Below are 24,108 nucleotides of genomic sequence, written 5' to 3'. Positions count from 1 at the left end.
TCCCACCGGTTCAATGTAGAGTCTGAATTATTAGAATTTATAGGCCTGTCGTCCTACCAGTAGCCATTTTCCGCCCTGTTTCTGCCAGATCTGGAAGTTCTCGATTTCGGTGGGAACCACTTCCGTGCCCTTCAGGGCCTGGGCCGAAAAGTGGTGACGGACCAACGCTACGTCCCCGGAAACGGTGATGGTCTGGTTCTGCATTTCAAGGGTCTTGAACGCACTTTTGCCGGTTTCGATATCGGCAATGAAGGCTTTCTTGTCCTGGATTTTGCCGCTGGAGTGCCCGTACGTCAGGTTCTCGGCGGTCAGGGCCTGAAGTTGCGCGATGTTCTTGTGCAGCATGGCATCGGTCAGATGATCGACAGCCTGGGCTACGTCCTTGTCACTGGATGAGGGGGTGGCTGCGACGTAACCGCTGAACAGGCAGAGAAAACCAATTAGCACTTTGACCTTTTTCATGGGTGTTTCCTTGTTGTTGTAAGTCGTCGTACAACCTAGCAGAAATCTCCTGGAATGGAAGATGGTGGTCGGATAATTGATAGGGGCCGATACCTACCGCATGTCGCCAAAGCCTTAAAAGCCGGGACCAGGCTTTCAATTCCCGACGGACACCGCCGATAACCTTTTCAGCAATGGGCTTGAATCATTCGAAAACGTGCGAAAAGAGGAACCACAGAGTGTCCATAAAACTGCGTTTACTGTTGCTGATCGGGACTGGCGTACTCACTGCCTTGATCATGGGGTTGGTGAGTTACCTGGGAAATGGCCAGATGGCGAAAGCGGTGCAAGATAACGATGTCGGCATGGCCGCACTGCGCAATCACCTGGAAGCCGACATGATGCACGACGCCCTGCGCGCCGACGTGCTGTCGGCGATGCTGGTGGGGCTAGGTAAAAGCACAAGCAGCCAGGCGGAAGTGCGCAGTTCGCTGGAGGAGCACACCGCGCATTTCCGGCAGATGCTCGGTGACAATCTCAAGCTGCCGGTCAACGACACCCTGAAAACCGCGCTGAACCAGATCAAGCCCAGCCTCGATACCTACATCAGCGCCGCCGAACGCATCGTCAGCCTGGCCTTGGAAAACCCCGACACCGCGCAGAAGGAATTGAGCGCCTTCAACATGGCGTTCAGCCAACTGGAAGACCAGATGGCCGCGCTCAGCGAGCTGATTGAAAGCAACACGCAACAGACCAGCCAAGGCACGGCGCAGGCCATCAGCAACGCCAACTTCACCGTCGGCGCAGTACTCATCGCGAGCCTGTTGCTGCTGCTCGTGCTGGGCCGTTCGGCGATCGTGAGCATCATGGGGCCGTTGCAGAGCGCCAGTCGCATTGCCGACAGCATCGCCCATGGCAACCTGAGCGAGCCGATTGCCGAGACCGACCGCAAGGACGAAGCCAGCCGATTGATCCGCAGCCTGGCCACCATGCAGCGGGATTTACGCGGCATGATCGAAGTGGTGCGCAGCAACGCTCATGGCGTCAGTGGCATGAGCGAACGGTTGAGCAATGGCTGCCACGAGGTCGCCGGCAGCAGCCAGCAACAAAGCGCCGCGGCCAGCACCATGGCTGCGGCCGCCAGCGAAATGACCGCGAGCATCGAGGAAATCACACGCCACGCCGAACGGGCGCTGAACATGGCCAATCAGGCCGAGACACTGGCCAAGGATGGCGGACGCGTGATTCATCAGGTGGTCAACGACATGGACGGTATCGCCCGTTCGGCGCAACAGTCGGCCCAGGTTATTCGTACACTGGACAAGGAGTCCGAAGGGATTTTCAGCATCATCCAGGTGATCAAGGGCATTGCCGACCAGACCAACCTGCTGGCGTTGAACGCCGCCATCGAAGCTGCTCGCGCCGGTGAGCAGGGGCGCGGATTTGCCGTGGTGGCCGACGAAGTGCGCAGCCTGGCCGGACGCACCAGCGCTTCTACCCAGGAAATTGCCGCCATGGTCTCGCGCATTCAGCAAAGTACCCGCGAGGCAGTGGTCAGCATGGAGGAGGGTGTGGCTCAGGTCGACAAAGGCATGGCCGTGACCGCGGATGTCGAACGCGCCATCCGCGAAATCCTCGACGCCACGCTCAACACCACGCAACTGGTCAACGACATCAGCCGTACCATCGGCGAACAGAGCCTGGCCAGCAACGAAATCGCCCATCAGGTGGAGATGATTGCCGGCATGTCCGAAGGCAACAGCAAGGTCATCGGGCAGACGGCTTCGACGACGGATGAGTTGTCTTCGTTGGCGGGCAAGCTTTCACAGTCGGTGGATCGCTTCAGGCTCTGATCCATCCTTACAGATTTGTGCCGACTTCAGGGGCCTCTTCGCGAGCAGGCTCGCTCCCACAATGGTTTGGTGTACACAGAACCACTGTGGGAGCGAGCCTGCTCGCGAAAGCAATAGACCAGACACCGGCGGACTGACCGGCTAAAGATACTTATCCGTCACCGCCCCCTCCGAAGCACTGGACACCGTCTTCGCATATTTGGCCAGCACCCCGCGTTTGTACTTCGATGGCGGCCGCACCCACCGCGCCTTGCGCGCAGCCAGTTCGGCGTCCGACACCGCCACAGAGATTTGCCGGGTTTCAGCATCGATGGTGATCAGGTCGCCGTCCTTGATTAGTGCAATCGGCCCGCCCTCGAAGGCTTCCGGCGTGATATGCCCCACCACGAAACCATGGGAGCCTCCGGAAAAACGGCCATCGGTGATCAACGCCACCTCCTTGCCTAACCCCTTGCCCATCACCGCTGAAGTCGGCGAAAGCATTTCGCGCATGCCCGGTCCGCCCTTGGGCCCTTCGTAGCGAATCACGATCACCTCGCCAGGTTGCACTTCGCCGTTGAGAATGCCGGCCAGCGCGCCTTCCTCACCGTGATAAACCCGCGCCTTGCCTTCAAAGCGCAAGCCTTCCTTGCCAGTGATCTTGGCCACCGAGCCTTCGGGCGAGAGGTTGCCGCGCAGCACCACCAGGTGCGAGTCCTTTTTGATCGGCTGGTCGAAGGGCAGGATCACGTCCTGGCCATCCGGGTAATCCTTAACATCTTCGAGGTTTTCGGCGAGGGTCTTGCCAGTGACGGTCATGACATCGCCGTGCAGCATGCCGGCGGCCAGCATGCGTTTCATCAACGGCTGGATGCCGCCGATGGCCACCAACTCGCTCATCATGTATTTGCCGCTGGGGCGCAGGTCGGCCACCACCGGGGAAACCTTGCCCAGTTCGACGAAGTCATCCAGGGTCAGTTCGACATCCACCGCATTGGCCATGGCCAGCAAGTGCAGCACGGCGTTGGTCGAACCGGCGAGGGCGATCACCACGCGAATGGCGTTTTCGAAGGCCTTGCGGGTCATGATGTCCCGAGGCTTTAGGTCGAGTTTGAGCAACTCCATGACCTGCTGTCCGGCGCGGAAACTGTCCGAGACCTTGTCGCTGCCCACGGCATCCTGAGAGCTGGAACCGGGCAGGCTCATGCCCAGCGCTTCGATGGCCGAGGCCATGGTGTTAGCGGTGTACATGCCGCCACAGGAGCCAGGCCCGGGAATCGCCACTTCTTCGATCTGCTTGACCTGGATGTCGCTGATGTCACCGCGTGCATGCTGGCCCACGGCCTCGAACACGGAAATGATGTCAGTGTGCCCGGCACCGGGGCGGATGGTGCCGCCGTACACGAAGATCGACGGGCGATTGAGCCGTGCCATGCCGATCAGACAACCCGGCATGTTCTTGTCGCAACCGCCCACGGTCACCAGTCCATCGAAACCTTCGCAACCAGCCACCGTTTCGATGGAGTCGGCAATCACCTCGCGGGACACCAGCGAGTACTTCATGCCCTCGGTGCCGTTGGCGATGCCGTCGGAAATGGTGATGGTGTTGAAGATCACGCCCTTGGCGCCGGCGGCATTCGCGCCTTTTTCGGCCTCCAGCGCAAGCTTGTCGATGTGCATGTTGCACGGCGTGACCATGGCCCAGGTGGAGGCGATGCCGATCTGCGGCTTTTTGAAATCCTCGTCGGTAAAACCCACGGCACGCAGCATGGACCGGGCTGGCGCCGCTTCGACGCCGTCGACCACTTCAGCGGAATACTTGCGCAGATCGTCTTTGTCGCTCATGGCTATTACTCCTATTGCTCGGGGGCTGTTCCTCACACGCTCATCCAGAGAAAGCCCCGATCAGTATAGAAGGCCAGGCGCGGCTGCCCGGACCATCCGGTCGCGAACAGACGCGCGGGTTTGCCATGTCGTGATATTCTTCGCGCCAACTTGGTTTGACCTATTCAGTTTTCCTGCCTTAGAGGCGGGCGAACGGAATCCCTGTCGCTCAAGTAGCTGAAGCCAAAAAAGATAAAAAGTCAGTTCAGAAGGGACATATAACTGGGGTCGATGCAGTCAATCGGCCTTGTGTGCCCACCCTGCGAAAGTTAGGCGCGAGAACCCCAGGCACTTGCCTGTCATGCCGTGAATCGGGGGCTCGTGAGTAAGGATCGAAGGGCGGATGACGTTTTATCATAGGTGCTACAGATGTTTAAGAAAGTGAACACAGCCCTGCTGGGGCTGGCCTTGTCGTTGGGGATCACGACGGCCCAGGCCGAAGAGGCCAAGAAGGTCGATGTGCTGCTGATTGGCGGCGGCATCATGAGTGCGACCCTGGGTGTGTGGCTCAATGAGCTGGAACCCGGCACCTCGATGCAAATGATCGAGCGCCTCGACGGCGTCGCCCTGGAAAGCTCCAACGGCTGGAACAACGCCGGTACCGGTCACTCCGCCCTGGCCGAACTGAACTACACCCCGGAAGACGACAAAGGCAACGTGTCGATTCCGAAAGCCGTTGAAATCAACGAAGCGTTCCAGATCTCCCGCCAGTTTTGGGCGTGGCAGGTTCAGCAAGGCGTGCTGAAAAACCCGCGTTCGTTCATCAATTCCACGCCACACATGAGCTTTGTGTGGGGTGACGACAACATCAAGTTCCTGAAAAAGCGTTACGAAGCCCTGCAAGCGAGCCCGCTGTTCGCCGGCATGCAGTACTCCGAAGACCCGGCAGTGATCAAGAAGTGGGTCCCGCTGATGATGGAAGGGCGTGACCCGAACCAGAAAATCGCGGCCACCTGGAGCCCGCTGGGTACCGACATGAACTTCGGCGAAATCACTCGCCAGTTCGTGGCCCACTTGCAAACCACGCCGAAATTCGACTTGAAGCTGTCCAGCGAAGTGCAGGACATCACCCGCAACGAAGACGGCAGCTGGCGCGTCAGCTACAAAAACCTGAAAGACGGCAGCAAAACCGAAACCGACGCCAAGTTCGTGTTCATCGGCGCCGGCGGCGGTGCCCTGCACCTGCTGCAGAAGTCGGGCATTCCTGAAGCCCGTGAATACGCAGGCTTCCCGGTGGGCGGCTCGTTCCTTGTGACCGAAAACCCGACCATTGCCGAGCAACACCTGGCCAAGGCCTACGGCAAAGCCTCCGTTGGCGCACCGCCAATGTCGGTTCCGCACCTGGACACCCGCGTGCTCGACGGCAAGCGCGTGATCCTGTTTGGCCCATTCGCCACCTTCAGCACCAAGTTCCTCAAGGAAGGCTCGTACCTGGACCTGCTGACCACCACGACCACGCATAACGTGTGGCCGATGACCAAGGTCGGCATCAAGGAATACCCGCTGGTCGAGTACCTGGCCGGTCAGCTGATGCTGTCTGACGAAGACCGCCTCAACGCCCTGAAAGAGTACTTCCCGAACGCCAAGGCCGAAGACTGGCGCCTGTGGCAAGCGGGCCAGCGTGTGCAAATCATCAAGCGTGACGAAGCCGCCGGTGGCGTGCTGAAACTGGGCACCGAAATCGTCGCTTCCGCCGACAGTTCGATCGCCGGTCTGCTGGGCGCATCGCCAGGTGCCTCGACCGCTGCACCGATCATGCTGTCCGTGATCCAGAAGGTATTCAAGGACAAGGTCGCGACCCCTGAGTGGCAGGAAAAACTGCATAAGATCGTGCCGAGCTACGGCACCCAGCTGAACAACGATCCGGCCAAAGTGGCCGAGGAGTGGGCCTACACCGCCAAGGTGCTGGAACTGCCAACGCCGCCGGTGATTGGTCAGGTGGCTGTACCGGCTGCTCCGGCTGAGAAAGCCAAGCCTGTGAAAGAGAATGCAGCGACTGATATGGCGCTGTAATTCGGTTGTCCTGCCATAGTGGTGGGGCTGACTGAATGGCAATGAAGAAAGCCCGCTGAACCGGTGACGGTTGGCGGGCTTTTTCGTGGGTGGGTTGTATGATTTTCATGTGCTCGCCGCGGTACCTGTGGGAGCTGGCTTGCCAGCGAAGGCGGCCTACCAGCCGACCTGTCTCTTGCTGACCGGGTACATATCCATTGCTGCGGTAACGGCCACCTATGGTTTCGACCTGACGGTCGACTCCCTTTGGCAAACGCCCCAAAGGAAGCAAAGGTCTCGCCCCGGCGTCCGGCCCCTCGCCAAGGCTCGGGGTTCCTTCGCTCCGGCATTCATCCGGGGACACTGCCCTCCGGTTTGCTTCGCTGCACCTACATGCAGCGTGTTCGACTGCGTCGAACGGCGCTGCGCGCCACTCCCCGGATAAACGCCTCCGCTCAGCCTCCCGATGGGGCGGGCAGATCAAAATCAAAAGCCGTCGAGGCGAGCTGACACTCGACCTGGATTAGCGTGTGCACCCAATCCCCTGTGGGAGCGAGCCTGCTCGCGAAGGCGGCCTGACAGCCGACCTGATCTTCACTAATGTACTCAATCAACTGTAGGAGCTGCCGAAGGCTGCGATCTTTTGATCTTTGCTTTTAAAAATTAAAAGATCGCAGCCTCGTTCCACTCGACAGCTCCTACAAAGTTTTGTGTCGATCACAAAATCTGGCAACACCACCATCTACTGTAGGAGCGAGCCTGCTCGCGATGGACGTCAACGATAACGCGCACCATCCAGACTTGCGCTTGCCAGGCCCTCTCGTTAACCTTCCCGCCGTCGCTGCCAATTCAGCGATCGGGTGTGGTAGCCCGATTTCATAGGAGCCCAGTCTATTTGGAGTTCCAGTATGCTCAACGAAAACGCAAATCCATCTGCAACTGTTCAATCCCCCGAAACCGATCCACTAATGCCACCGCCAAAGCCAGCCATGGCCGAGCGCCGCCCCAACCCCATCTTCACCATCGCCCCCGACGTCAACAACGAAACCCTGCTGGTTCACGCCTGCGAAACCCTTGCCTCGGCCAGTGTCATGGCCAGTGAGCTGGCGTTTATCCTCGACGGCCCGAAATGCAATCTGGCCTTGGGGATCCAGCAGATGATCGCGCTCGCGGAGTTGTCGGTGAATCGCGTGCTGGATCACGTCGATCCGCAGGCGTAGCCTCAATGTAAGGCGTAAGAATAAGCCCGCTGAACCGTTATCGGTCAGCGGGCTTTTTCATGTTCAGTTTCCATCTGATCCGTATTTTTCCGCGCTTTCTGCCTCTGTAATGCACTCAGTTCGCCCCGCACAATAGCGGCAAGTTCCGCAGCCCTGGCAGCGGTGCACCGCAAACTCAATGTGTAGGGGGCCTTATGGGCAAGATGGCGATTTTTCTGGGTGGCTTTCTGGTGCTGACGATTGCAATTGGCTTGCTGGCGACCATTTCCCCGACGTGAGGGGGCAAGGGCCGTCGCTGGGGTTGAAAGCTGCTCCCACAGGTATTGCGGCGTACGCAATATTGGTGATCGACACAAAACCTGTGGGAGCGGGCTTGCCCGCGATGGCGTTCGCATGACTGCCACAGATCATTGCTTTTGCGCGATCTGGATCAAGTTACCGCACGTATCATCAAACACCGCCGTGGTCACCGGCCCCATGGCCGTCGGCGGCTGTGTAAAGCGCACGCCGGCGGCGCATAGCCTTGCGTACTCGGCATGGACGTCGTCGACACCAAAGGAGGTATAGGGAATGCCATCCTGTTTCACCGCCGCCTTGAACGGTTTCGCCGCCGGATGAGCGTCCGGCTCCAGCAACAGTTCGACGCCATCGGGATCGCCCGGTGAAGTAAGCGTCAGCCAGCGAAACTGCCCCATCGGGATGTCATGCTTGAGTTCGAAACCGAGCACGTCTCGGTAGAAGGCCAGCGCCTTGGCTTGGTCGTCGACCATCACACTGGTGACTACGATTTTCATGAAACGGTCCTCTCGCCGCGCACACCTGCAATCACCATAGACCGTGATCGCAAGCGAAGCCGCCACTGAAAAAATTGGAAACAGCGCATTCCGTCGACTTGAAGTCGGGCGATCGAGCGCGCTGCTTTACTGAGCGGTGCGTTTTTCAGATCACTGTGCCAGCGAGTTGGACATCGAAAGGGCAAGCGTGAAACTTTGAAGACCCGACGACCAGTGAGCGACATGAGCCATTTCGTCATGCGCTCCAGGAGATTCACGACCGCATAAAAATGTTCGTCACTGTAAAAACCAGGCTGTGAGTGCACGCCATGGTTGAACCTGGGTTATCGGTAACGAATCGTTACTGTAGGCTCAAGTTCCGTCCATCAGTGACGACGTAGTCCTTACCACAACAGGGAGCGTGAGCAATGAAGATCAGGTATCTGTCTGTCGCCGTCTGCACTTTCCTGACATTGAACAGCGCTTGCTGGGCAGCCGCACTTACGGCTCCAGGCTCAATCCGGTTCGAGGGGGCCATCGTTGAGCGCGGCTGCCGTTCAAGCCTGGGGGCAGACGCTACCCTGGTGTTGAACGCTTGTCCTGCTGCCGGCCGTGGCACAGTCATTCAAGTGAATGATCCGCTCGTTGCTCGCACCGATATCACGGTCACGCTGATCGCCGACAAAGGGCAGGGCCGGTACTACGATCAGCAATACCGATTATTGGATGGGACAGGCAAACCGGTGCAGTCCGGGCAATACTTGATCACAATGATCCTGCCCTGACAGAGGGCTCTAATTTTTACACTCCGCCAACACCACCTGGCAGGTATCCGGCGTGCCACCGGACCGGCCGGCATAGCGTATGCAATTGTTCAGGGATTTTTGCCGGGCCACGCTCAGGGTCGAACCCCAGGCCAGACCACCTTCGCCAGCGGTGGGCAGCGCTTTTGCATAGCAATTTGAGCCTATGCTCGGGGTGCGTGCGTAGGTGACGGGCTTTCGTGCACAGCCCGCGACCAGCGCCAGGCTGATGGCGAGCAGGGTAGGCAGCAGCCATGACGAACATTGGCGCAGTGGTTTGCCGGTCATCCCGTTTCCCCTGCCGCATCGGCGTGTGTGTGATCGTGTCCTGTTCAGCGTAGACGGCGGTTGCCCCCCCCTTGGTGCCGTTCGGCAGACTGACGATTACTGCGGCTGATCGACGGACGCTTCCTTCCAGCTGTCATCGGGGTCAAACAGCTTCATCGACTCCGCCACTTTGTTACTGCCGGGGCCCAGGTCTTTTTCGAAGATCTGTCCTTCATGGCTGATCATGAAGCTCATCACACCGGTGTCATCGTATTTGGCCGGCCAGGCGATCATGGCAAAGCCACGGCTCATTTTGTCTCCGATGAGGTAGCTGTAGGCGCCACCGGGTGCCGATGGACCTTGTCCCTTAAGGATGCGGAAGTGGTAACCATGCCAGTCTTCGCCGGCCACGGCCTTGCCGAACAAGGGGCCCAACGGGCTGATTTGACCGCTGTCGTCTTCCGCCCAATACAGTCCGTCGTGCTTGCCGGGGGTGCTGAAGATTTGCTGTGCATATTCGAGGGCGCCGTCACCGTCACGATCCACTGACGCATACTCCATCTGGGCGTCGTGGTAGGTCAGCTCCGCTTGCATCGCGGAAAGTTCGTTGCTGCCAATGCGACGTGCCCGAACTTCGGCGCTGCCGGCCTTGATGTCGAAGCGCCAACCGTTGGCGGTTTTTTTCATGGGGATCGGCAGCGTCCATGGGTCCTTGCCGACCGAAAGGACGGCCTCGCGTTCGCTGGGTTTTTCGATGCGATGCTGTTCGTGGTACAGCTTTATAAACGCATCCACATCACTGCGCTGCATGCCGCTTCGAGGGATGAAACTGCGCCATTCTTCACCCAGTAGCTCGGTCAGGCGTGCCTGATCGGCTTGCTTCTTGCCCAGGGCATCAACGAATGCCTGAACGGCCTTTTCCGGTGTTGGAAATGACTGCTGTGCCGTAACGATGCACGACCATGCCAGACCGGCAACGAGTGCCAGGGCAGAGGGGAGTGCGCCCATGAGTGCTTTGATCCGAGGATGTTTGTTCACCGGCGACCTCCTCCTCTTTGGCGCATGCCTCCACCACCGGATGGCCTGCTGATCTGATGGCCGGCGGATCGCGCGGCGGCGGGGCGCTGGGCAGAGGCCTGGCTGGCCCGGCCACGGAAGGCTTGTTCATTGCTGCGAGACGGTGAACGTGCGCCGGCGAAGGCGTTGTTGCGCGCACTTCCGGGGCTGGCGGCCGGTCGATTTTGCTGACGGACCTGCGAATAATCCTGTCTGCGTTGATTCGTTTGAGCGGTTTGTCTGCGGGGTTGCTGATTCTCCCGAATGTTTCTGCCGGTGCCCTGGCCTCTGTCTGCTGTCCTGGGTCTGTCCGCGCCGCCTTGCATCCGATTGCCGACCGAGGGGGAGGACTCGGCTCTGCGTACCTGATCACGGGCCTGTCGATTGTTGGTGGGAGGGCGTTCGAAGCCGGCCCTGTCCATGGAGCCGCGCGCTCTTTCACGGGCCTGGGCACGCTGAGCAGTATCGCCGCGAAAGGCTTCCCGCTGCCGGGAGCCGTCCAGTTGCCGACCGAATTGCTCGCGGCTGCGGTTGTCACGATAAGGCACGCCATCACGGTGAACGGAGTTGTGCTGCCACTTGTTCTGGTTTCTGTTGATTTGCGTGTTGCGATTGATGTTGTTGTAGCGGTCGACGTCGATGTCGATGTCGTTATCGCCCCAGTCGCAGTCACCCCACAACGAAGCGACGATGGCCACGCCGGTACCGAACGCCAGCCCGGCCATCAATGCCTGGCCGGGGTAATAGGCAGGTGGCGGTGGATAGTACACGGGCGGCGATGCAGGATAGGCCCAGGTGCCGTAGACCGTGGTCGGGTTGTAAGTGGGGACGTACACCACCTGTGGATCGGCCGGCTGAATAATGATGGTTGAGCTGCTGGCGGGGGCCGGAGCAGAATACGTGGTTGCCGGCGCCGGGGCGTTCTGGACGGTCACGTTCTGATACTGGTTGCTCTGCAGGTTGCCCGCCGCTTGCGCCTGGCGACGCAAGCGTTGCACGGCGTTCATGACGTCGTCGGGTTGTGCCAGGAAGGCATCGCCCAGGCGCTGCACCCAAACGGGGTCCTGGCCCAGGGTTGCCAGGACTTGCGGGAAGGCGACCAAGGCCTGAACGCTAGGGTCCCAGGGTTGGTTCGCCACTTGTTTGACCGCGTCATCGCCCTTGGCGTCCGGGTGTGCCTTGGACCAGGTCACCGCCTCGGCGATTTCCCCAGGGTAGGTGGTGGCCATCAATACTTGTGCCAGCAGGGGATCCGGGTACAACGCCACGGGAGCAAGCATCTGGTCCAACTGCTCCTGGGTAAATACGGGATCTTTGGCCGTTGCCGCGACAGGTGTGGCAGCGGCTGCGGTTGCAGGCGCTGCCGGAGTCTGGGCGAGGCAAGGAGATCCACCAAGAAACAATACAGCCGACACCGCGTAAAACAGTGAAATACGCATTGCCTCATCCCCGTGTGGCCAGTCAGTCCTTGAAAGGGCTGGATCAATGTCAGGAAGGAAAACAGCCCGCCTCGTTGACGTTCACTAAGGGTAGCAAAGAGATTTTGATACCCCGGATTCAATGCAATGTTTTTTTTCCGTTCGCAACAGGCGAAAAAATCCCAGGCACAAGTCCTATTGCTGATAGTGGTCATCGCCTTCTTCCATACAGGGCGATCGAATCAGTGTGGACGGAAAAGATGAGCGTTGTTGTCGATGAGGGTTTGCACGATTTCAACTGTCCCATTGATGGCGAACTGGGCGCCCATGCAAACCAGCAAAAAGCCCATCAGGCGTGAGATGGCATCAATACCGGACTCGCCTGTTACCTTCATGACCACGCCGGAGCCACGTAAACATAGCCAAAGGATTAGGGCGGTCAACAAAAAAATTAACGGAGGGGCGGCCAATAGCACCCAAGCCGGGAACAGCGTGCTGTGCTTGATCGTGGCGGCCGAGCTGATAATCATCGCGATGGTCCCGGGGCCAGCGGTGCTGGGCATCGCAAGCGGGATGAAGGCAAAGCTGGCTTTTTCGTTAACGTTGACCGCAGTAGGAGCGCGGGCAGGCGGTGGGAACAGCATTTTCAAACCCAGGATGACCAGAATCCCGCCTCCGGCCATACGCAAGCCCGGTATGGAGATGCTAAAGGCATCCATCACGTACTCACCGATGTAGTAGGTCACGGTCATGATCAGGAAGACGTAGAGCGAGGTCAGGAATGCTTGTTCGTTCTTTTCCTTCTGGCTGAGTCCTTTGCTGAGGGCGAGAAACAGGGCCACTGTGGTGGGAGGATTGGTCAGTGGCAGCAGCGCCAGCAATCCTAGTGCAATGGCGTTGAATAAATCGGTCATGTGCTGATTTCCCGGAATTTTGTCGGTGCACTCCATTTATAGTTTCAGATTTCGATGACGAGTCGAATTGCACGTATGCCAGAGCATAGACATTGATTGCCAATGCGCACCGGCAGGCGTCAGGTCCATGTCGCAAAGGGCAGGGTATCGATACCCTGCCCAAACGCCGTGGCCGGTTTTCTGCGTTATGACAGACGCGACTCGCCGCTCAAGTACCCGGCGGTTACACCGATGCGCGAGAACACCAGCCAGACAAAAATCAGCACGCTGCAGCCAATGAGGAGGGAGGCGCCGGCAATCAATGGTTCGACTGAAGGGAACCCCTTGAGGCGCAACGTCAGTGCAGCGAGCATCACCGGAACGCCGACGTTGTACATCCAGAACTGTGCAGCCGATACGCGCCCTTCGGTGATTGACGGGCACACGCTGCCGACGAGCCCGAACAGGGCCATGGACACCCATCCCAATAGATTGACATGGGCATGTACCGCGTAGAGCGAGTGATCGCCAGACGCGCCCATCGCCACGCCCAGCAGCACGCCGATAGCAAAGTAGACGGCCGCCAGCCGAAACCAGGTCCGCGAAAGGGGATTGTGATGCATGGCATTCACCTCATGCGCCCGAGGCGCGTTCAGTTACTGAAGTCGTCATGCCAGTGGCACATCCCGTGACATCGTGCCCGATGGCTTCGACCGGTTGTTGATGGGTTTCCTTGTGTCTATTATGAGACTCAAGTCTCATTACAAGACGGAGTATCATCGATTCCATGTCGCCCAAAAAGTCAATTCCGCCGAATGGTCACGACGACCCGCAAGGTCGCGTCAACCAGCGATTGAGAACGCGTCAGGCGCTCATCGATGCCGCCATCGCCATGCGCGATGAGGGGCTGAATCCGACGGTTGCGCAAGTGGCGGAGCGCGCCAGGGTGTCGCGGGCCACGGCTTATCGTTACTTTCCTTCGATTGAGGCATTGATCAGCGAGACGGCGGCCGATCGCGACATGACGCCGCTGGAGCGTATCTGGCGACCGGGGGACGATCCGGTGAAGGGCATTGGCCAGGCCGCCACTGCGCTGAACAAGCTGTTGATCGACGACGAGATCGGCCTGCACGTGATGGAGCGCTCGTTCATGACGGTGTGGCTGGAAAACGAGGTGTCCGGGATGCCCCTGCGACCGGGGCGACGCATGAGCTACATCGAGCCGATCGTCGACTCGCTCAAGGACGTGCTCTCACCCCGGGCGCGAAAGCGACTGAAGCAGGCGTTGTCGATCGTCATGGGCACCGAAGCGTTGATCGCTGTGCGCGATGTCGGCGGCGCGAGCATTGAAGAGTCAGTGAGTACCGCGGCGTGGGCGGCTCGGGCGTTGGTGTGTCAGGCACTGGCGGAGGAAGACCAAGCGCGGCGCAAGCGGTCTTGAGTGGCTCGACCTTCAGGCCAAGGCAGTCCTCCTGTGGGAGCGAGCCTGCTCGCGAAGGCGGTGTGTCAAACAACATCAGTGTGACTGACACGCCCTCTTCGCGAGCAGGCCCGCTCCCACAAATGGGTCTTCGTGCTGACCGCGCTGCCGACACAAAAGCGGGGTGGGGTGGGCGCCACCCCATCGAAAACAGCAGTAAAGGCTCCCGGCAAGCCGCGACACCTACGATCGGCATGCCCGTATTTTTCTGGGCTTGCTCAACCTGGCGACTCGTCTGCGTCCCGTCGACTGAGCCGTCGGGAGGACGTGCTATTTGATCTGCACAATCACCGGGCCTTCCGTCACGATCGGCGGGTTCGCGTGGATATGCGATGCATTTTTCTGAATCCAGTCACGTGCGACTTTCAAGCTCGCGTCGCTGCCGGCCTTGTCTGTGCATACAGTCACTGCCGTGCCGCCATCTCCGGTATTGAGCAATGTGTAGGTGACAAGGCCAGGCACTCCCCGCAGGGTCGCCTCGACATCGGCATTGCGCTTCTCCAGAAGCTCGAAAAGCTGCTTGGCGCCAGTACCCAGGTAGGTTCTTATGACTGCATACATGTTCGTCTCCTTTGGAGTCCTGTCTTGCTGCCAAGCCAGGTTCGCTGATCGCTGTCACCCCCCCCCGGTTTCAATTACCCCCGATTTATTAAGCTTAGCCATGCGCCAACGACAGGCGCAGTGCCACGACCATCGGCTGATCGTGGGCCCAAAGCGGCCAAAGCTCGCCAGTGGATGGAGCGATGGAAAATGAGAGCTAAGCTTGCTTCTAGTGTCGGGCCTATCGAGCAGCACAGCCTGGGAGGGGAGCCAATGAAACGCTTCGTCATGCTCATCGCGATTGCATTGCTGACCACTGCGTGTCAGAGCAATAACGGCATCACTCGACTCGACAACTGTACCTGCTATAAATCGTCCAACGGACAACCCCTGCAATCATCGCAGATGGCATGGCAAGACCCCGACGCGATAAAGGAACAATTCTCCCATTGCATTTGCCGAGCCTTGATTGACCTGAAGCAGGTCGATGATCCCGAAAAATTTTTCGTGCCCGGGACCGAAATAAGAACGCAGTTGAAGTGAAGCAAGTTGTGGCCTCGCCGCTATTGTTTTACGCGGCGGCTAAATAATGTAGTTGGCAATTTCTTTGTCTAGTTTGACGAAATAGTTTCTTATGATCTCGAACGCGTGCTCCGTAGACGGTACCAACGTGCGAAACGCCAATCTTACAATCCCCAAGGTCATATCCAGCTTTAGGGGAGGGTAGACGTCCAGGGCTACGACGGTTTTGTTTTTTAATGGTTGATGCATCGCGTTGTAAGTAGAGGGGGAGATCATGTGAGAGGAAGAGAGGAGTTTATGGATGGTTTCAAGATTGTTTATGTTGACGGAAAAGTTCTTCTCCAGCGGCAATTGCCATCCATACAGTTGTGAAATATTGAATGCCAGGGTGTCGCTGATATAACCGGATCCTATGATTGGAAAGTTTTCCAATTCGCTGATGGTTATTTTCTTTTTATTGGCCAGCGGATGGTCGTGTCTGACAAACCAACCGTAAGTGCATTTATATAAAGGCTCTGACAACAGGTCCGAAGAACTGGCGGCGGCACTGACGTCGCCCACGAAGAAATCGAGTTTTTCCTTTCGCAGTGAGTCCAGCAGGGCATTGGTGCTTTCCACCTGTGCCTGAACTCTCAGATTTGGCCCATGGGCAATCAATTCGTTGATCAAGGGCGCGAGCAAGTCTACCGCCAGGGAAGACCCGAGCCCAAACGCCAGGGGGCCGTAGGCGCCGTTCTTCATCAGGCTCAATGCCCGTGCGCCTTCGCGCTCATCAAACACAATGCGCCGTGCTCGATCCAGGTACTCCAACGCATAAGGAGTAGGGCGCAAGCGGCGATTGCTTCTATCGAATAGCGATACACGAAGCTCGTCTTCCAGGGCTTTGAGGCTTCTGGACAACGCCGGAATGCTCAAGTGCACAGCCTCGGCAGCGGCGCTGAGTGATCCGGTGTCCATCACCGCCACAAAATGGTGAAGCTGTCGCGTATTCATGTGCGGCTCTCCAGTTGCAAGATCTGCAAGATATTAAGCAGGAAATTGCAATTTACCTAAATAAACATCACTCCTTACACTCGAATCCATACACACCAATGACAAGTACACATTCATGTCCCACGCCTCACCCCTCTCATCAGTCAAGCCACTGATCGCCATCGCCACCGACCGGGTGGAGCGTTACGGCCATCAAGCCCATGCATTGCTCCACGGCTATGTGGATGCGGTGGCAACGGTGTCCGGCGGGATGCCTATGGCATTGCCGGCCGACGAAGCGGCCATCGACATCGACAGTCTGATCGCTCATGTCGACGGCGTTGTCCTCACAGGCAGCCCATCGAACGTTTCCCCGCATCGATATGGCGAAGCGGCGTGTCCGCAAGGCGCTCTGCTTGACCTGGCACGGGACGCAACGGTTTTGCCGTTGGTGAAAGCACTCGTTGCCGAGGGCATTCCGGTGCTGGGGATTTGTCGCGGCTTTCAGGAAATGAATGTGGCCTGGGGCGGCACCTTGAACACCGCTGTCCACGAAAAGCCCGGCGCCATTGACCATCGGGAAGGCGATCAATCGCGACCGATCAAGGATTGGTACCAGGACTGCCATTCGATAGAGATCCTGCCGGGCGGTGTCTTGTCGGGGTTATGTGAAGAAAAAAATGTTCTGGTGAATTCGCTGCACCACCAGGGTGTGGAGAAGTTGGGCTCGGGATTGAAGGTTGAGGCGCTCGCTCCGGATGGGTTGATTGAAGCCTTTTCCGTAGAGGGAGCACCCGGCTTTGCACTGGCTGTGCAGTGGCATCCGGAAATGCGAGTGGAGGACAGCGACTTTGCTCGAGCGATATTCAAAGCCTTTGGTAACGCATGCCGACAGCGATCCATTGTCCGTGCGCAATCGTGCAGGGCAAGTCGGTGAAAAACGAGAGTCTAATGAACACAAAAACAATATCTCAGCTCTTCAGTCAGACGTACGCTGAATCCCGAAGAAAATTCCTGGCGGCTGCGCAATCGAAAGGCCTGGCTGTGGACAGTTACGAGCTGGAACTCAAAGGTGCGGAAGGTGAGACGCTGGCCACCGATGTCGTGGTCGAGGGCTCCCTGGATGCGTCCAGAATGCTCGTTGTCATCAGCGGGGTTCATGGCGTTGAAGGGTTCACGGGTTCAGCCGTGCAAACCGGATTGCTCGGGATGACGTTGCCAAAACCCGCCGACACGTCCGTGTTGTATGTGCACGCGATCAACCCGTTCGGTTTTTCGCACTTGCGCCGAGTCACGCAGGAAAACGTCGACCTTAATCGAAACTTTATCGACTTTGATTCCAGCCTGCCGCAGAACCCTGGTTATGAGCACATTCATGATGCCTTGCTGCCGCAGCAATGGCCGCCTGAAAGTGATGAGGTACTGGAGACGTATCGCCGGGACTTTGGTGACAAGGCGCTGCAACAGGCCATGTCCATAGGGCAATACAAGTTTGAAAACGGCATGTGGTTTGGTGGAAAGGCTCCCACCTGGAGCAACGACACGTTCAGGACCATTTTGCGCAAGTACACGGCCCATACAAAAGTGCTGGCTTCCATCGATATTCACACCGGTCTGGGGCCCTTCGGTTACGGTGAAAAAATCTTCGCCGGTTTTGATCATGACACGTTCAATCTCGCCCAGGGTTGGTGGGGCGAACTGACCAACGTACACACCGGCACGTCCACCAGTGTGGCCATGAGCGGCCCGATTCAGACCGCCATTGTTCAAGAGTGTGCAGGCGCCCGACACATCGGCATTTGTCTTGAATATGGCACCTACCCGTTTGAGCAGGTGATCACGGCTCTCAGGGCGGACCATTGGGCCTACCGTTATGGCCTGTGCAGGACAGAACACGGCATAGCCAGTCGTCTCAAGGGCACCTTCTACCCTGACCAGCCGGAGTGGCAGCAAAGGGTTTGGGAGCAGGGGGAGCAGGCCGTCGTACAGGCCCTCAATGGACTGGCGGTTTTAGGCCAACAAGAGCGTCCAGTGGTTTCGAACGTTAACTAACCCGATGATCATTAAATGAATAATCAAACAATATCTTCAATGGTCGACACTGGCTGCTCAGGTGCAGATGCAGTCGCTGATCAGGCAACCATCAACAAAAAAGCGATTGCGGCGGCGGTGGCCGGCAACGCCCTCGAATTTTATGATTTCGTCATCTATGCCTATTTCGCCGTTTACATCGGCAAGGCATTTTTTCCGGTGGCTGGTGAATACGGCAGCTTGATGGCCGCCGTTGCAACCTTTGGCGTTGGTTTTTTTGCGCGGCCATTGGGTGGCATTCTGATCGGCGCCTATGCCGATCGGGCAGGGCGCAAGCCCGCCATGATTCTGACGGTAGCCATGATTACGATCGGTACGATTGGCTTGGCAATGACGCCCAGTTATCAGTCAATTGGTATTGCCGCACCGATTCTCGTCGTTATTTGCCGATTGATTCAGGGATTGGCGCTGGGGGGTGAAGTCGGCCCTGCGACGTCGCTATTGATCGAAGCCGCTCCTCCTCATCGTCGTGGGTTTTATTCCAGCTGGCAGATTGCGAGCCAGGGAATCGCTGTCGCTGTGGGTGGGGTGCTGGGTGTCGCACTGTCCTTGTGGCTGAGTGCAGAGCAGTTGGAAAGCTGGGGATGGCGCGTTCCGTTCTTCCTTAGCCTTGTGTTGATTCCCATCGTTGTCTATATGCGCAGGGCCTTGCCGGAAACCCATGAAGCGGCGCAGGAGCGGACAAGTTCCGAGATCGTGGGTGTTGTCATTCGCGAGCATAAAAGGGTACTGCTGCTGGGTATTCTCCTGTTCGCTTCGATTGGCGTTGCGTCGCAAGTCGGCAACTACATGGTCAGTTACGCCGTGCAAGTCCTCAAGCTTTCTGCGCCTATCGCCCAGGGCAGTGTATTGGTTGGTGGGCTCGTGACTTTTGCTTTTGCGCTGCTGGGCGGTTTGCTGAGCGATCGCTTCGGAAGAAAGATCACTAATTTTATTCCTCGGGTCGCGTTGACGTTGGCCATTGTTCCACTGTTCCTGTGGCTGGTGAATGCGCCTACGTTGCTCACCCTGTTCACGGTGAACTCAGTGATTGCAGCACTGACCGCCATGTTTGCCACTGCCGGGCTTGTTCAAATTCCCGAATTGTTGCCGATTGCCGTTCGCAGTACAGGTCTGTCTTTGGTTTATGCACTGGGGACGGCGATATTTGGTGGAACAACCCAATTTGTCGTGACCTGGTTGATTGCCGTCACTCACAGTCCAATGGCACCGGCATGGTATTTGGCCGGGGTCAGCGTTGTGAGTCTGCTTGCGATGTTGTTCTTGCCTGAGTCAAAAAATATAGATGTTCGAAAGTAATTGGTTTTAACGGCTGAGGGGCAACTTGGTTTTTTAGCGGGTACGTCTCGGTTAGATAAAAGTTAGGTGTTTTTGAGTGTTGGTCAATGTGGCGCTTGTATTCATTCTGCTTTTTGGATTAAGCGCTCATTGCATCGATGTGCTTTGTGGCGGTTCGCATTCGGTGTTATCGAAATAACAACGTTTCTAAATCCTGATCTAATAATAAAAACTCTGGTATTAAAAATGGTTTATATGCAGCGTACCGTTTTGCCTTTGATTTTTCTTGTAACGACACCGGTGGCCCTGGCGGAGAACTTTGTCGCCACCCAGCTCAAGTCCAGCAGTGCCCAGGATGAAGCGACGGGGCTCATTGCCGGGCAATCGCTGTCGGGAAGTACCAAGAACTTCCTGTCCAAGGAACAGGCTGACCGCAATAGTACATTTTTCATCAAGAAAGGTGATGGCACGCTGGAGCCTACGGATCGCCGCGATACCTGGGTCCAGGGAACGATCCTGGACTATCGCTCCGGCTTTACTCAAGGCGCATTGGGCCTTGGCGTTGAGGTAGGGCTCTACAACGCCATTGCCCTCGAACAGGGCAAGGGGCGAATTGCCGGCGGTGGCAACCGGACACTGACCGACAGTGACGGAGAGGCCGTCGATCAATGGAGCAAGCTGGGGCTGGCAAACGTCAAGGCGCGGGTATCGAACTCGACGCTGACGGTGGGCCGCCAGAATATGCAAACGCCCATGATTGCCAACAACACGAACAGGGCACTGCCTTCAAGTTTCGAAGGTATCAGTCTCAATAGTGTTGAGTTCAATAACCTGAGTTTCGATTTGGGGGCGTTCGATAAAGTGTCTCCGCGCTCGGAGCAAAGTACGACGGATATTGTGTCCGAGTACGGTAATCGTAGCGTGTCCAGCGATGTGGCTTACATTGCGGGCGCTACCTACACCCCCTTTGCCAGCTTGAAGACAAGCGTTTATGCGACGCAGGTTGAGGACTTCTGGAATCAATACTATGTCGGCTTTGTGCACAGTGCCGGGGATCGAGCCGTACTGGGGCTCAATACCTCGTTCAACTACTATAAAACCAATGATCAGGGCTCGGCGAAAATGGGCCCCATTGATAATGATGCCTATAGCTTGGCATTCAAGTTGACCCACGGTGCTCATGGCCTGGTATTCGCCTGGCAGCAGATAAATGGCAATGAATACTTTGACTATATCCATGAAAGCAAAGGGACGTCGCTGGCTAACTCGTTTTTGTCGAACTACAACGGGCCCAACGAAAAGTCCGTACAACTGGCCTACCTGTTCGATGCAGCGCCCTATGGATTACCCGGGCTGACATTTTATTTGTACAACGTCCGTGGCTGGGGCATCGATGGCACTCACTATAAGGGCAACAGTTATCCGGCAAAACGTTCCGATGGTGATAAACACCAGGAGTCGGGTCTCTTGAGTTCATACACCCTGCAGAGCGGCAAACTGAAAAACAGTACGTTCCAATTGGGCTATGTGGCTCACCGTGCCACGCCCAACGAAATCGATGGCAGCGTCAAAGAGCTCCGGATGGTGACAACGATTCCGTTCAACATATTCTGAGCCAAACCCCAACATGATCTCTGAGGTTTCAAGCAAGATGGCCAAGGCCGCTGATGTCGTTGTGCAATGCCTGGAAAACGAAGGTGTCGAGTATGTGTTCGGCATTCCCGGTGAAGAAAACCTGGACTTGCTGGAGTCCTTGCGCAAATCGCCGATCAAGCTGGTCCTGACCCGGCACGAGCAGTCCGCCGGTTTCATGGCCGCCACCTATGGCCGCCTGACCGGCAAGACCGGTGTCAGCCTGTCGACCCTCGGCCCAGGGGCGACCAACCTGGTCACTGCCGGTGCCTATGCTTATTTGGGTGGCATGCCGATGCTGATGATCACTGGCCAGAAGCCGATCAAGAAGTCCAAGCAGGGTCGCTTCCAGATCATCGACGTGTGCGACATGATGGCGCCCATCACCAAGTACACCCACCAGCTCGCCTCAGCCGACAACATTCCCTCGCGCATGCGTGAAGCCTTCCGTCTGGCGGAAGAGGAAAAGCCCGGCGCCGTGCACCTGGAGCTGCCGGAAGACATCGCCGCCGAGCAAACCGACAGTTTGCCAATCCCGCGTAGCGTGCATCGCCGGCCGCTGGCCGAACATTGCGCCATCGATGCCGCTGTCGAGAAACTGCAAAAGGCCCGCAGTCCTATCCTGGTGATCGGTGCCGGCGCTAACCGCAAGATGACCGCCAAGGTCCTTGAGCAATTGATCGATAAGACCGGCTTCCCATTCGTCACCACCCAGCTGGGCAAGGGGGTGGTCGACGAGCGTCACCCGCGCTTCCTCGGCAACGCGGCGTTGTCTTCCGGTGACTTCGTGCATCGTGCGGTTGAAGCCGCCGACCTGATCATCAATATCGGCCACGACGTGATTGAGAAACCTCCGTTCTTCATGGTGCGCGGCGGTACCGAAGTCATTCACATCAACTTCCGTTCCGCTGAAGTCGATGCCGTGTATTTCCCGCAGATCGAAGTCATCGGCGACATTGCCAACGCCGTCTGGCAGATCGGCGAAGCATTGAACGACACCGCACATTGGGACTTCACCCGCCTGCTGGCGATTCGCGAAGCCAACGAAGTGCAGATCGCCGAAGGGGCCGATGACAATCGCTACCCGGTGTATCCGCAGCGCCTGGTGGCCGATGTCCGCCGTGCGCTACCGTCCGATGGCATCGTGGCGCTGGACAACGGTATCTACAAGATCTGGTTCGCCCGCAACTACAAGGCGCACAAGCCGAACACCGTGTTGCTCGATAATGCACTGGCCACCATGGGCGCCGGCCTGCCATCAGCCATGGCCTCGCATCTGGTGTACCCGGATCGTCCGGTCATCGCCGTGTGCGGCGATGGCGGCTTCATGATGAACAGCCAGGAGCTGGAAACGGCGGTGCGCCTGAAGATGCACGTCACCGTGGTGATCCTGCGTGACGACGGTTACGGCATGATCCGCTGGAAGCAGGCGAACATGGGCTTTACCGATTTCGGTCTGGATTACGGTAACCCGGATTTCGTGAAGTACGCAGAGGCATATGGTGCCAACGGTCATCGTGTGGAACGTGCAGAAGGACTGCTGCCGCTGCTGGAGCACTGCATCAAAACGCCGGGCGTGCATGTGATCGACTGCCCGGTCGATTACAGCGAGAACGACCGCATTCTCAACAGTGAGTTGCGCGAGCGATCAATGGCTGTCTGAGGGCTCGGGAGAAGCAGGCGTGTCATACGCTTGCTCCTCCCGGCACTCAAGGCGCGGATCAGGCTTGTGCCGCGCTCATCCCCTCAGCGTTCACGGGTTTTTTACGCACCGCTTGATAAAGCAGGCTGGACACCATGAAGCCGACAATGGCCAGCACGCTCATCAGCGTGAAGACATAGTTGTAGCCCTGTTGACCGGGGAAGTGGTCGAGGAGCGCGCCATAGATGATGTAGGCGAACATGCCGGGGGCGTAGCCGATCAGGCAGCCGATGCCGAAGGCCGAGCCGGTGATGTGCTGAGGAATGCCGACTTCACCCATGGGCGCCCAGAACACGCCACGCATCGAGAACACGATCAGGGCGAAGGACAGGGTGGCGGCCATGCCCGCATAGATGAAGCCCGGGCTTTTCGGAATCAGCATGATCACGCCCATCAGTGGTAGCAGCGCCAGGAAGGCCCACTTCAGGTAGCGGCTGGTGCTCTTGAACTGCTTGTCGGCAATGAAGCCGCCGGCAGGTCCGCCAAGGATCTTCAGGAAATACTGGTTGATGATGCCGTAGGCGCCCACCAAGGCTACGGGTAGCCCGTACATTTCCTTGAGGTAAGGAATGAAATAGGTCAGGCCGCAGTAGACGATGTAGACCATGAACACGTTGAGGCTGACCAGCCAGATGCCCGGTACCTTGATCGCTTCCATCAGGTTCGCCAGGCCATTCTTCGGCTTGGCCACCGACTGCGTGTTGCCGCCCTTGAGCAGGAACCAGGTCAGGGTACCCGCCAGAATGTCGATGACCGAGTAGAACAGGATCGCCGACTTCAGGCCGGTTTCGCCCGAACCCATGGCCACGAACACGCCCAGGGCGGAAAACGCCACCAGGGTGTCGACCACGCCACGTCCGCCTTCGAGCAGGCCGAACAACCGGCCTTGTTCCTGATCGTCACCCAGGTTGCGGATGGCTTTGAGCAGCGAAGGCCAGAACAGACAGTCGGCACAGACGGCCAGCAGACTGAAGACGATCAGCAAGTGGTTGAAAGGCGGAAAGGTTGCCAGGTACAGCCCCAGGCTGCCGGTGCCGATCAGGCCGAGGGGAATCAGTTTGCGCGTCTCGTAGCGATCGGCGAGCAGGCCGCCCAGCACGAACAGTGCGGTCGCGATGATTGCGTTGGCACTCAACAGCATGCCGATTTCAGTGTGGCTCAAGCCCATGAATTCCTGCATGGGCACATAGAAGGCGTCCTTGAGGTTCGCCAGCTTGTAGACGGTGCCGCCACCGAGGATGAGGATCAGGAATCTGAGCCATTTGGCCTTGTTTTGAGTTGTCATTATTGTTCTCCGGGCTTATTCGGGTCG

The 24,108-nt window shown here is 57.8% G+C and carries 22 protein-coding genes and 2 pseudogenes; 13 read left to right on the top strand and 11 right to left on the bottom strand.

All coding sequences use genetic code 11. The features are described 5' to 3' along the window. Positions 1-30 precede the first annotated feature (30 nt). Complete coding sequence (locus tag ACSFE6_RS17340) at positions 31-462, bottom strand: nuclear transport factor 2 family protein (RefSeq protein WP_435428777.1); 432 nt, start codon at positions 460-462, stop codon at positions 31-33. 173 nt (positions 463-635) lie between these two features. Here ACSFE6_RS17340 and ACSFE6_RS17335 point away from each other — a divergent pair. Continuing rightward, positions 636-1,436, top strand: a pseudogene (locus ACSFE6_RS17335) (MCP four helix bundle domain-containing protein); the annotation flags it as partial. Then, complete coding sequence (locus ACSFE6_RS17330) at positions 1,431-2,294, top strand: methyl-accepting chemotaxis protein (protein WP_435428787.1); 864 nt, start codon at positions 1,431-1,433, stop codon at positions 2,292-2,294. The pseudogene ACSFE6_RS17335 and the gene ACSFE6_RS17330, both read left to right, overlap by 6 nt. Before the next feature lie 141 nt (positions 2,295-2,435). Here the strand turns inward: ACSFE6_RS17330 and ilvD are convergent, their stop codons facing one another. Further along, entirely contained in the window at positions 2,436-4,118 is a 1,683-nt protein-coding gene (gene ilvD / locus ACSFE6_RS17325) for a dihydroxy-acid dehydratase (RefSeq protein WP_435428776.1), read from the bottom strand. A 408-nt stretch (positions 4,119-4,526) separates the two neighbouring features. Between ilvD and mqo the strand changes: the two genes are divergently transcribed. Beyond that, the gene (mqo, locus tag ACSFE6_RS17320) at positions 4,527-6,170 is read left to right on the top strand and encodes a malate dehydrogenase (quinone) (protein ID WP_435428775.1); all 1,644 of its coding nucleotides are present in this window, start codon (positions 4,527-4,529) and stop codon (positions 6,168-6,170) included. Between the two features lie 887 nt (positions 6,171-7,057). Beyond that, positions 7,058-7,369, top strand: coding sequence for a DUF6124 family protein (locus tag ACSFE6_RS17315; RefSeq protein ID WP_435428774.1), 312 nt, complete (start codon positions 7,058-7,060; stop codon positions 7,367-7,369). Positions 7,370-7,776: 407 nt separating this feature from the next. Here ACSFE6_RS17315 and ACSFE6_RS17310 read toward each other — a convergent pair whose 3' ends face one another. Continuing rightward, complete coding sequence (locus ACSFE6_RS17310) at positions 7,777-8,163, bottom strand: VOC family protein (RefSeq protein WP_435428773.1); 387 nt, start codon at positions 8,161-8,163, stop codon at positions 7,777-7,779. 191 nt (positions 8,164-8,354) lie between these two features. Between ACSFE6_RS17310 and ACSFE6_RS17305 the strand changes: the two are divergent. Further along, a pseudogene (locus ACSFE6_RS17305) lies at positions 8,355-8,462 on the top strand (ArsR family transcriptional regulator); the annotation flags it as partial. Between the two features lie 108 nt (positions 8,463-8,570). Next, a complete protein-coding gene (locus ACSFE6_RS17300; protein ID WP_435428772.1) occupies positions 8,571-8,927 on the top strand; it encodes a type 1 fimbrial protein in 357 nt (118 codons plus the stop codon). A gap of 9 nt (positions 8,928-8,936) precedes the next feature. On the opposite strand, the gene ACSFE6_RS17295 is transcribed toward ACSFE6_RS17300, so the two are convergent. The 5 genes from ACSFE6_RS17295 to ACSFE6_RS17275 form a co-directional block, all read right to left on the bottom strand. Next, complete coding sequence (locus ACSFE6_RS17295) at positions 8,937-9,233, bottom strand: hypothetical protein (protein ID WP_435428771.1); 297 nt, start codon at positions 9,231-9,233, stop codon at positions 8,937-8,939. 96 nt (positions 9,234-9,329) lie between these two features. Next, positions 9,330-10,220, bottom strand: a complete 891-nt coding sequence (locus ACSFE6_RS17290; RefSeq protein ID WP_435428786.1) for a DUF2950 domain-containing protein — start codon at positions 10,218-10,220, stop codon at positions 9,330-9,332. A 26-nt stretch (positions 10,221-10,246) separates the two neighbouring features. Continuing rightward, positions 10,247-11,707 (bottom strand): DUF3300 domain-containing protein, encoded by a 1,461-nt coding sequence (locus ACSFE6_RS17285; protein WP_435428770.1) that lies wholly within the window; start codon positions 11,705-11,707, stop codon positions 10,247-10,249. A 221-nt stretch (positions 11,708-11,928) separates the two neighbouring features. Then, complete coding sequence (locus ACSFE6_RS17280) at positions 11,929-12,600, bottom strand: MarC family NAAT transporter (protein WP_435428769.1); 672 nt, start codon at positions 12,598-12,600, stop codon at positions 11,929-11,931. Between the two features lie 185 nt (positions 12,601-12,785). Continuing rightward, positions 12,786-13,202: a hypothetical protein gene (locus ACSFE6_RS17275; RefSeq protein WP_435428768.1), complete on the bottom strand. Its 417-nt coding sequence runs from the start codon at positions 13,200-13,202 to the stop codon at positions 12,786-12,788. 164 nt (positions 13,203-13,366) lie between these two features. Here ACSFE6_RS17275 and ACSFE6_RS17270 point away from each other — a divergent pair, with 164 nt between their 5' ends. Then, entirely contained in the window at positions 13,367-14,020 is a 654-nt protein-coding gene (locus tag ACSFE6_RS17270; RefSeq protein ID WP_435428767.1) for a TetR/AcrR family transcriptional regulator, read from the top strand. Between the two features lie 309 nt (positions 14,021-14,329). On the opposite strand, the gene ACSFE6_RS17265 is transcribed toward ACSFE6_RS17270, so the two are convergent. Further along, on the bottom strand, positions 14,330-14,620 hold the full coding sequence (locus ACSFE6_RS17265) for a hypothetical protein (RefSeq protein ID WP_435428766.1): 291 nt from the start codon (positions 14,618-14,620) through the stop codon (positions 14,330-14,332). Positions 14,621-14,872: 252 nt separating this feature from the next. Between ACSFE6_RS17265 and ACSFE6_RS17260 the strand changes: the two genes are divergently transcribed. Beyond that, on the top strand, positions 14,873-15,142 hold the full coding sequence (locus ACSFE6_RS17260) for a hypothetical protein (protein WP_435428765.1): 270 nt from the start codon (positions 14,873-14,875) through the stop codon (positions 15,140-15,142). Between the two features lie 39 nt (positions 15,143-15,181). On the opposite strand, the gene ACSFE6_RS17255 is transcribed toward ACSFE6_RS17260, so the two are convergent. Beyond that, positions 15,182-16,114 (bottom strand): LysR family transcriptional regulator, encoded by a 933-nt coding sequence (locus ACSFE6_RS17255; RefSeq protein WP_435428764.1) that lies wholly within the window; start codon positions 16,112-16,114, stop codon positions 15,182-15,184. A gap of 115 nt (positions 16,115-16,229) precedes the next feature. On the opposite strand from ACSFE6_RS17255, the gene ACSFE6_RS17250 reads away from it, so the two are divergent. The 5 genes from ACSFE6_RS17250 to ACSFE6_RS17230 all read left to right on the top strand — a co-directional run bounded on the left by ACSFE6_RS17250 (position 16,230) and on the right by ACSFE6_RS17230 (position 22,757). Next, positions 16,230-17,030 carry a gamma-glutamyl-gamma-aminobutyrate hydrolase family protein gene (locus ACSFE6_RS17250; RefSeq protein WP_435428763.1) on the top strand — a complete coding sequence of 267 codons (801 nt, stop codon included), beginning with the start codon at positions 16,230-16,232 and terminating at the stop codon, positions 17,028-17,030. A 14-nt stretch (positions 17,031-17,044) separates the two neighbouring features. Continuing rightward, on the top strand, positions 17,045-18,145 hold the full coding sequence (locus ACSFE6_RS17245; protein WP_435428762.1) for a M14 family metallopeptidase: 1,101 nt from the start codon (positions 17,045-17,047) through the stop codon (positions 18,143-18,145). A 15-nt stretch (positions 18,146-18,160) separates the two neighbouring features. Continuing rightward, positions 18,161-19,483: an MFS transporter gene (locus tag ACSFE6_RS17240; protein WP_435428761.1), complete on the top strand. Its 1,323-nt coding sequence runs from the start codon at positions 18,161-18,163 to the stop codon at positions 19,481-19,483. 225 nt (positions 19,484-19,708) lie between these two features. After that, positions 19,709-21,076, top strand: a complete 1,368-nt coding sequence (locus ACSFE6_RS17235) for an OprD family outer membrane porin (protein ID WP_435428760.1) — start codon at positions 19,709-19,711, stop codon at positions 21,074-21,076. 37 nt (positions 21,077-21,113) lie between these two features. Next, the gene (locus ACSFE6_RS17230) at positions 21,114-22,757 is read left to right on the top strand and encodes an acetolactate synthase large subunit (protein ID WP_435428759.1); all 1,644 of its coding nucleotides are present in this window, start codon (positions 21,114-21,116) and stop codon (positions 22,755-22,757) included. A 58-nt stretch (positions 22,758-22,815) separates the two neighbouring features. On the opposite strand, the gene ACSFE6_RS17225 is transcribed toward ACSFE6_RS17230, so the two are convergent. Further along, positions 22,816-24,081 carry an MFS transporter gene (locus ACSFE6_RS17225; RefSeq protein ID WP_435428758.1) on the bottom strand — a complete coding sequence of 422 codons (1,266 nt, stop codon included), beginning with the start codon at positions 24,079-24,081 and terminating at the stop codon, positions 22,816-22,818. Between the last annotated feature and the right edge of the window lie 27 nt (positions 24,082-24,108).

The sequence above is a fragment of the Pseudomonas baetica genome (assembly GCF_051216495.1).
GTDB classification, from domain to species: Bacteria; Pseudomonadota; Gammaproteobacteria; order Pseudomonadales; family Pseudomonadaceae; genus Aquipseudomonas; species Aquipseudomonas baetica_B.
Note: the sequence above shows the minus strand (reverse complement) of the source record. Positions and strands in the feature narration are given on the sequence as shown.

Bases quoted from the DNA above. Each gene is read 5' to 3' on its own strand.
- ACSFE6_RS17340 (WP_435428777.1), bottom strand. From the start codon at position 462: ATGAAAAAGGTCAAAGTGCTAATTGGTTTTCTCTGCCTGTTCAGCGGT.
- ACSFE6_RS17330 (WP_435428787.1), top strand. From the start codon at position 1,431: ATGCAGCGGGATTTACGCGGCATGATCGAAGTGGTGCGCAGCAACGCT.
- ilvD (WP_435428776.1), bottom strand. From the start codon at position 4,118: ATGAGCGACAAAGACGATCTGCGCAAGTATTCCGCTGAAGTGGTCGAC.
- mqo (WP_435428775.1), top strand. From the start codon at position 4,527: ATGTTTAAGAAAGTGAACACAGCCCTGCTGGGGCTGGCCTTGTCGTTG.
- ACSFE6_RS17315 (WP_435428774.1), top strand. From the start codon at position 7,058: ATGCTCAACGAAAACGCAAATCCATCTGCAACTGTTCAATCCCCCGAA.
- ACSFE6_RS17310 (WP_435428773.1), bottom strand. From the start codon at position 8,163: ATGAAAATCGTAGTCACCAGTGTGATGGTCGACGACCAAGCCAAGGCG.
- ACSFE6_RS17300 (WP_435428772.1), top strand. From the start codon at position 8,571: ATGAAGATCAGGTATCTGTCTGTCGCCGTCTGCACTTTCCTGACATTG.
- ACSFE6_RS17295 (WP_435428771.1), bottom strand. From the start codon at position 9,233: ATGACCGGCAAACCACTGCGCCAATGTTCGTCATGGCTGCTGCCTACC.
- ACSFE6_RS17290 (WP_435428786.1), bottom strand. From the start codon at position 10,220: ATGGGCGCACTCCCCTCTGCCCTGGCACTCGTTGCCGGTCTGGCATGG.
- ACSFE6_RS17285 (WP_435428770.1), bottom strand. From the start codon at position 11,707: ATGCGTATTTCACTGTTTTACGCGGTGTCGGCTGTATTGTTTCTTGGT.
- ACSFE6_RS17280 (WP_435428769.1), bottom strand. From the start codon at position 12,600: ATGACCGATTTATTCAACGCCATTGCACTAGGATTGCTGGCGCTGCTG.
- ACSFE6_RS17275 (WP_435428768.1), bottom strand. From the start codon at position 13,202: ATGCATCACAATCCCCTTTCGCGGACCTGGTTTCGGCTGGCGGCCGTC.
- ACSFE6_RS17270 (WP_435428767.1), top strand. From the start codon at position 13,367: ATGTCGCCCAAAAAGTCAATTCCGCCGAATGGTCACGACGACCCGCAA.
- ACSFE6_RS17265 (WP_435428766.1), bottom strand. From the start codon at position 14,620: ATGTATGCAGTCATAAGAACCTACCTGGGTACTGGCGCCAAGCAGCTT.
- ACSFE6_RS17260 (WP_435428765.1), top strand. From the start codon at position 14,873: ATGAAACGCTTCGTCATGCTCATCGCGATTGCATTGCTGACCACTGCG.
- ACSFE6_RS17255 (WP_435428764.1), bottom strand. From the start codon at position 16,114: ATGAATACGCGACAGCTTCACCATTTTGTGGCGGTGATGGACACCGGA.
- ACSFE6_RS17250 (WP_435428763.1), top strand. From the start codon at position 16,230: ATGTCCCACGCCTCACCCCTCTCATCAGTCAAGCCACTGATCGCCATC.
- ACSFE6_RS17245 (WP_435428762.1), top strand. From the start codon at position 17,045: ATGAACACAAAAACAATATCTCAGCTCTTCAGTCAGACGTACGCTGAA.
- ACSFE6_RS17240 (WP_435428761.1), top strand. From the start codon at position 18,161: ATGAATAATCAAACAATATCTTCAATGGTCGACACTGGCTGCTCAGGT.
- ACSFE6_RS17235 (WP_435428760.1), top strand. From the start codon at position 19,709: ATGGTTTATATGCAGCGTACCGTTTTGCCTTTGATTTTTCTTGTAACG.
- ACSFE6_RS17230 (WP_435428759.1), top strand. From the start codon at position 21,114: ATGGCCAAGGCCGCTGATGTCGTTGTGCAATGCCTGGAAAACGAAGGT.
- ACSFE6_RS17225 (WP_435428758.1), bottom strand. From the start codon at position 24,081: ATGACAACTCAAAACAAGGCCAAATGGCTCAGATTCCTGATCCTCATC.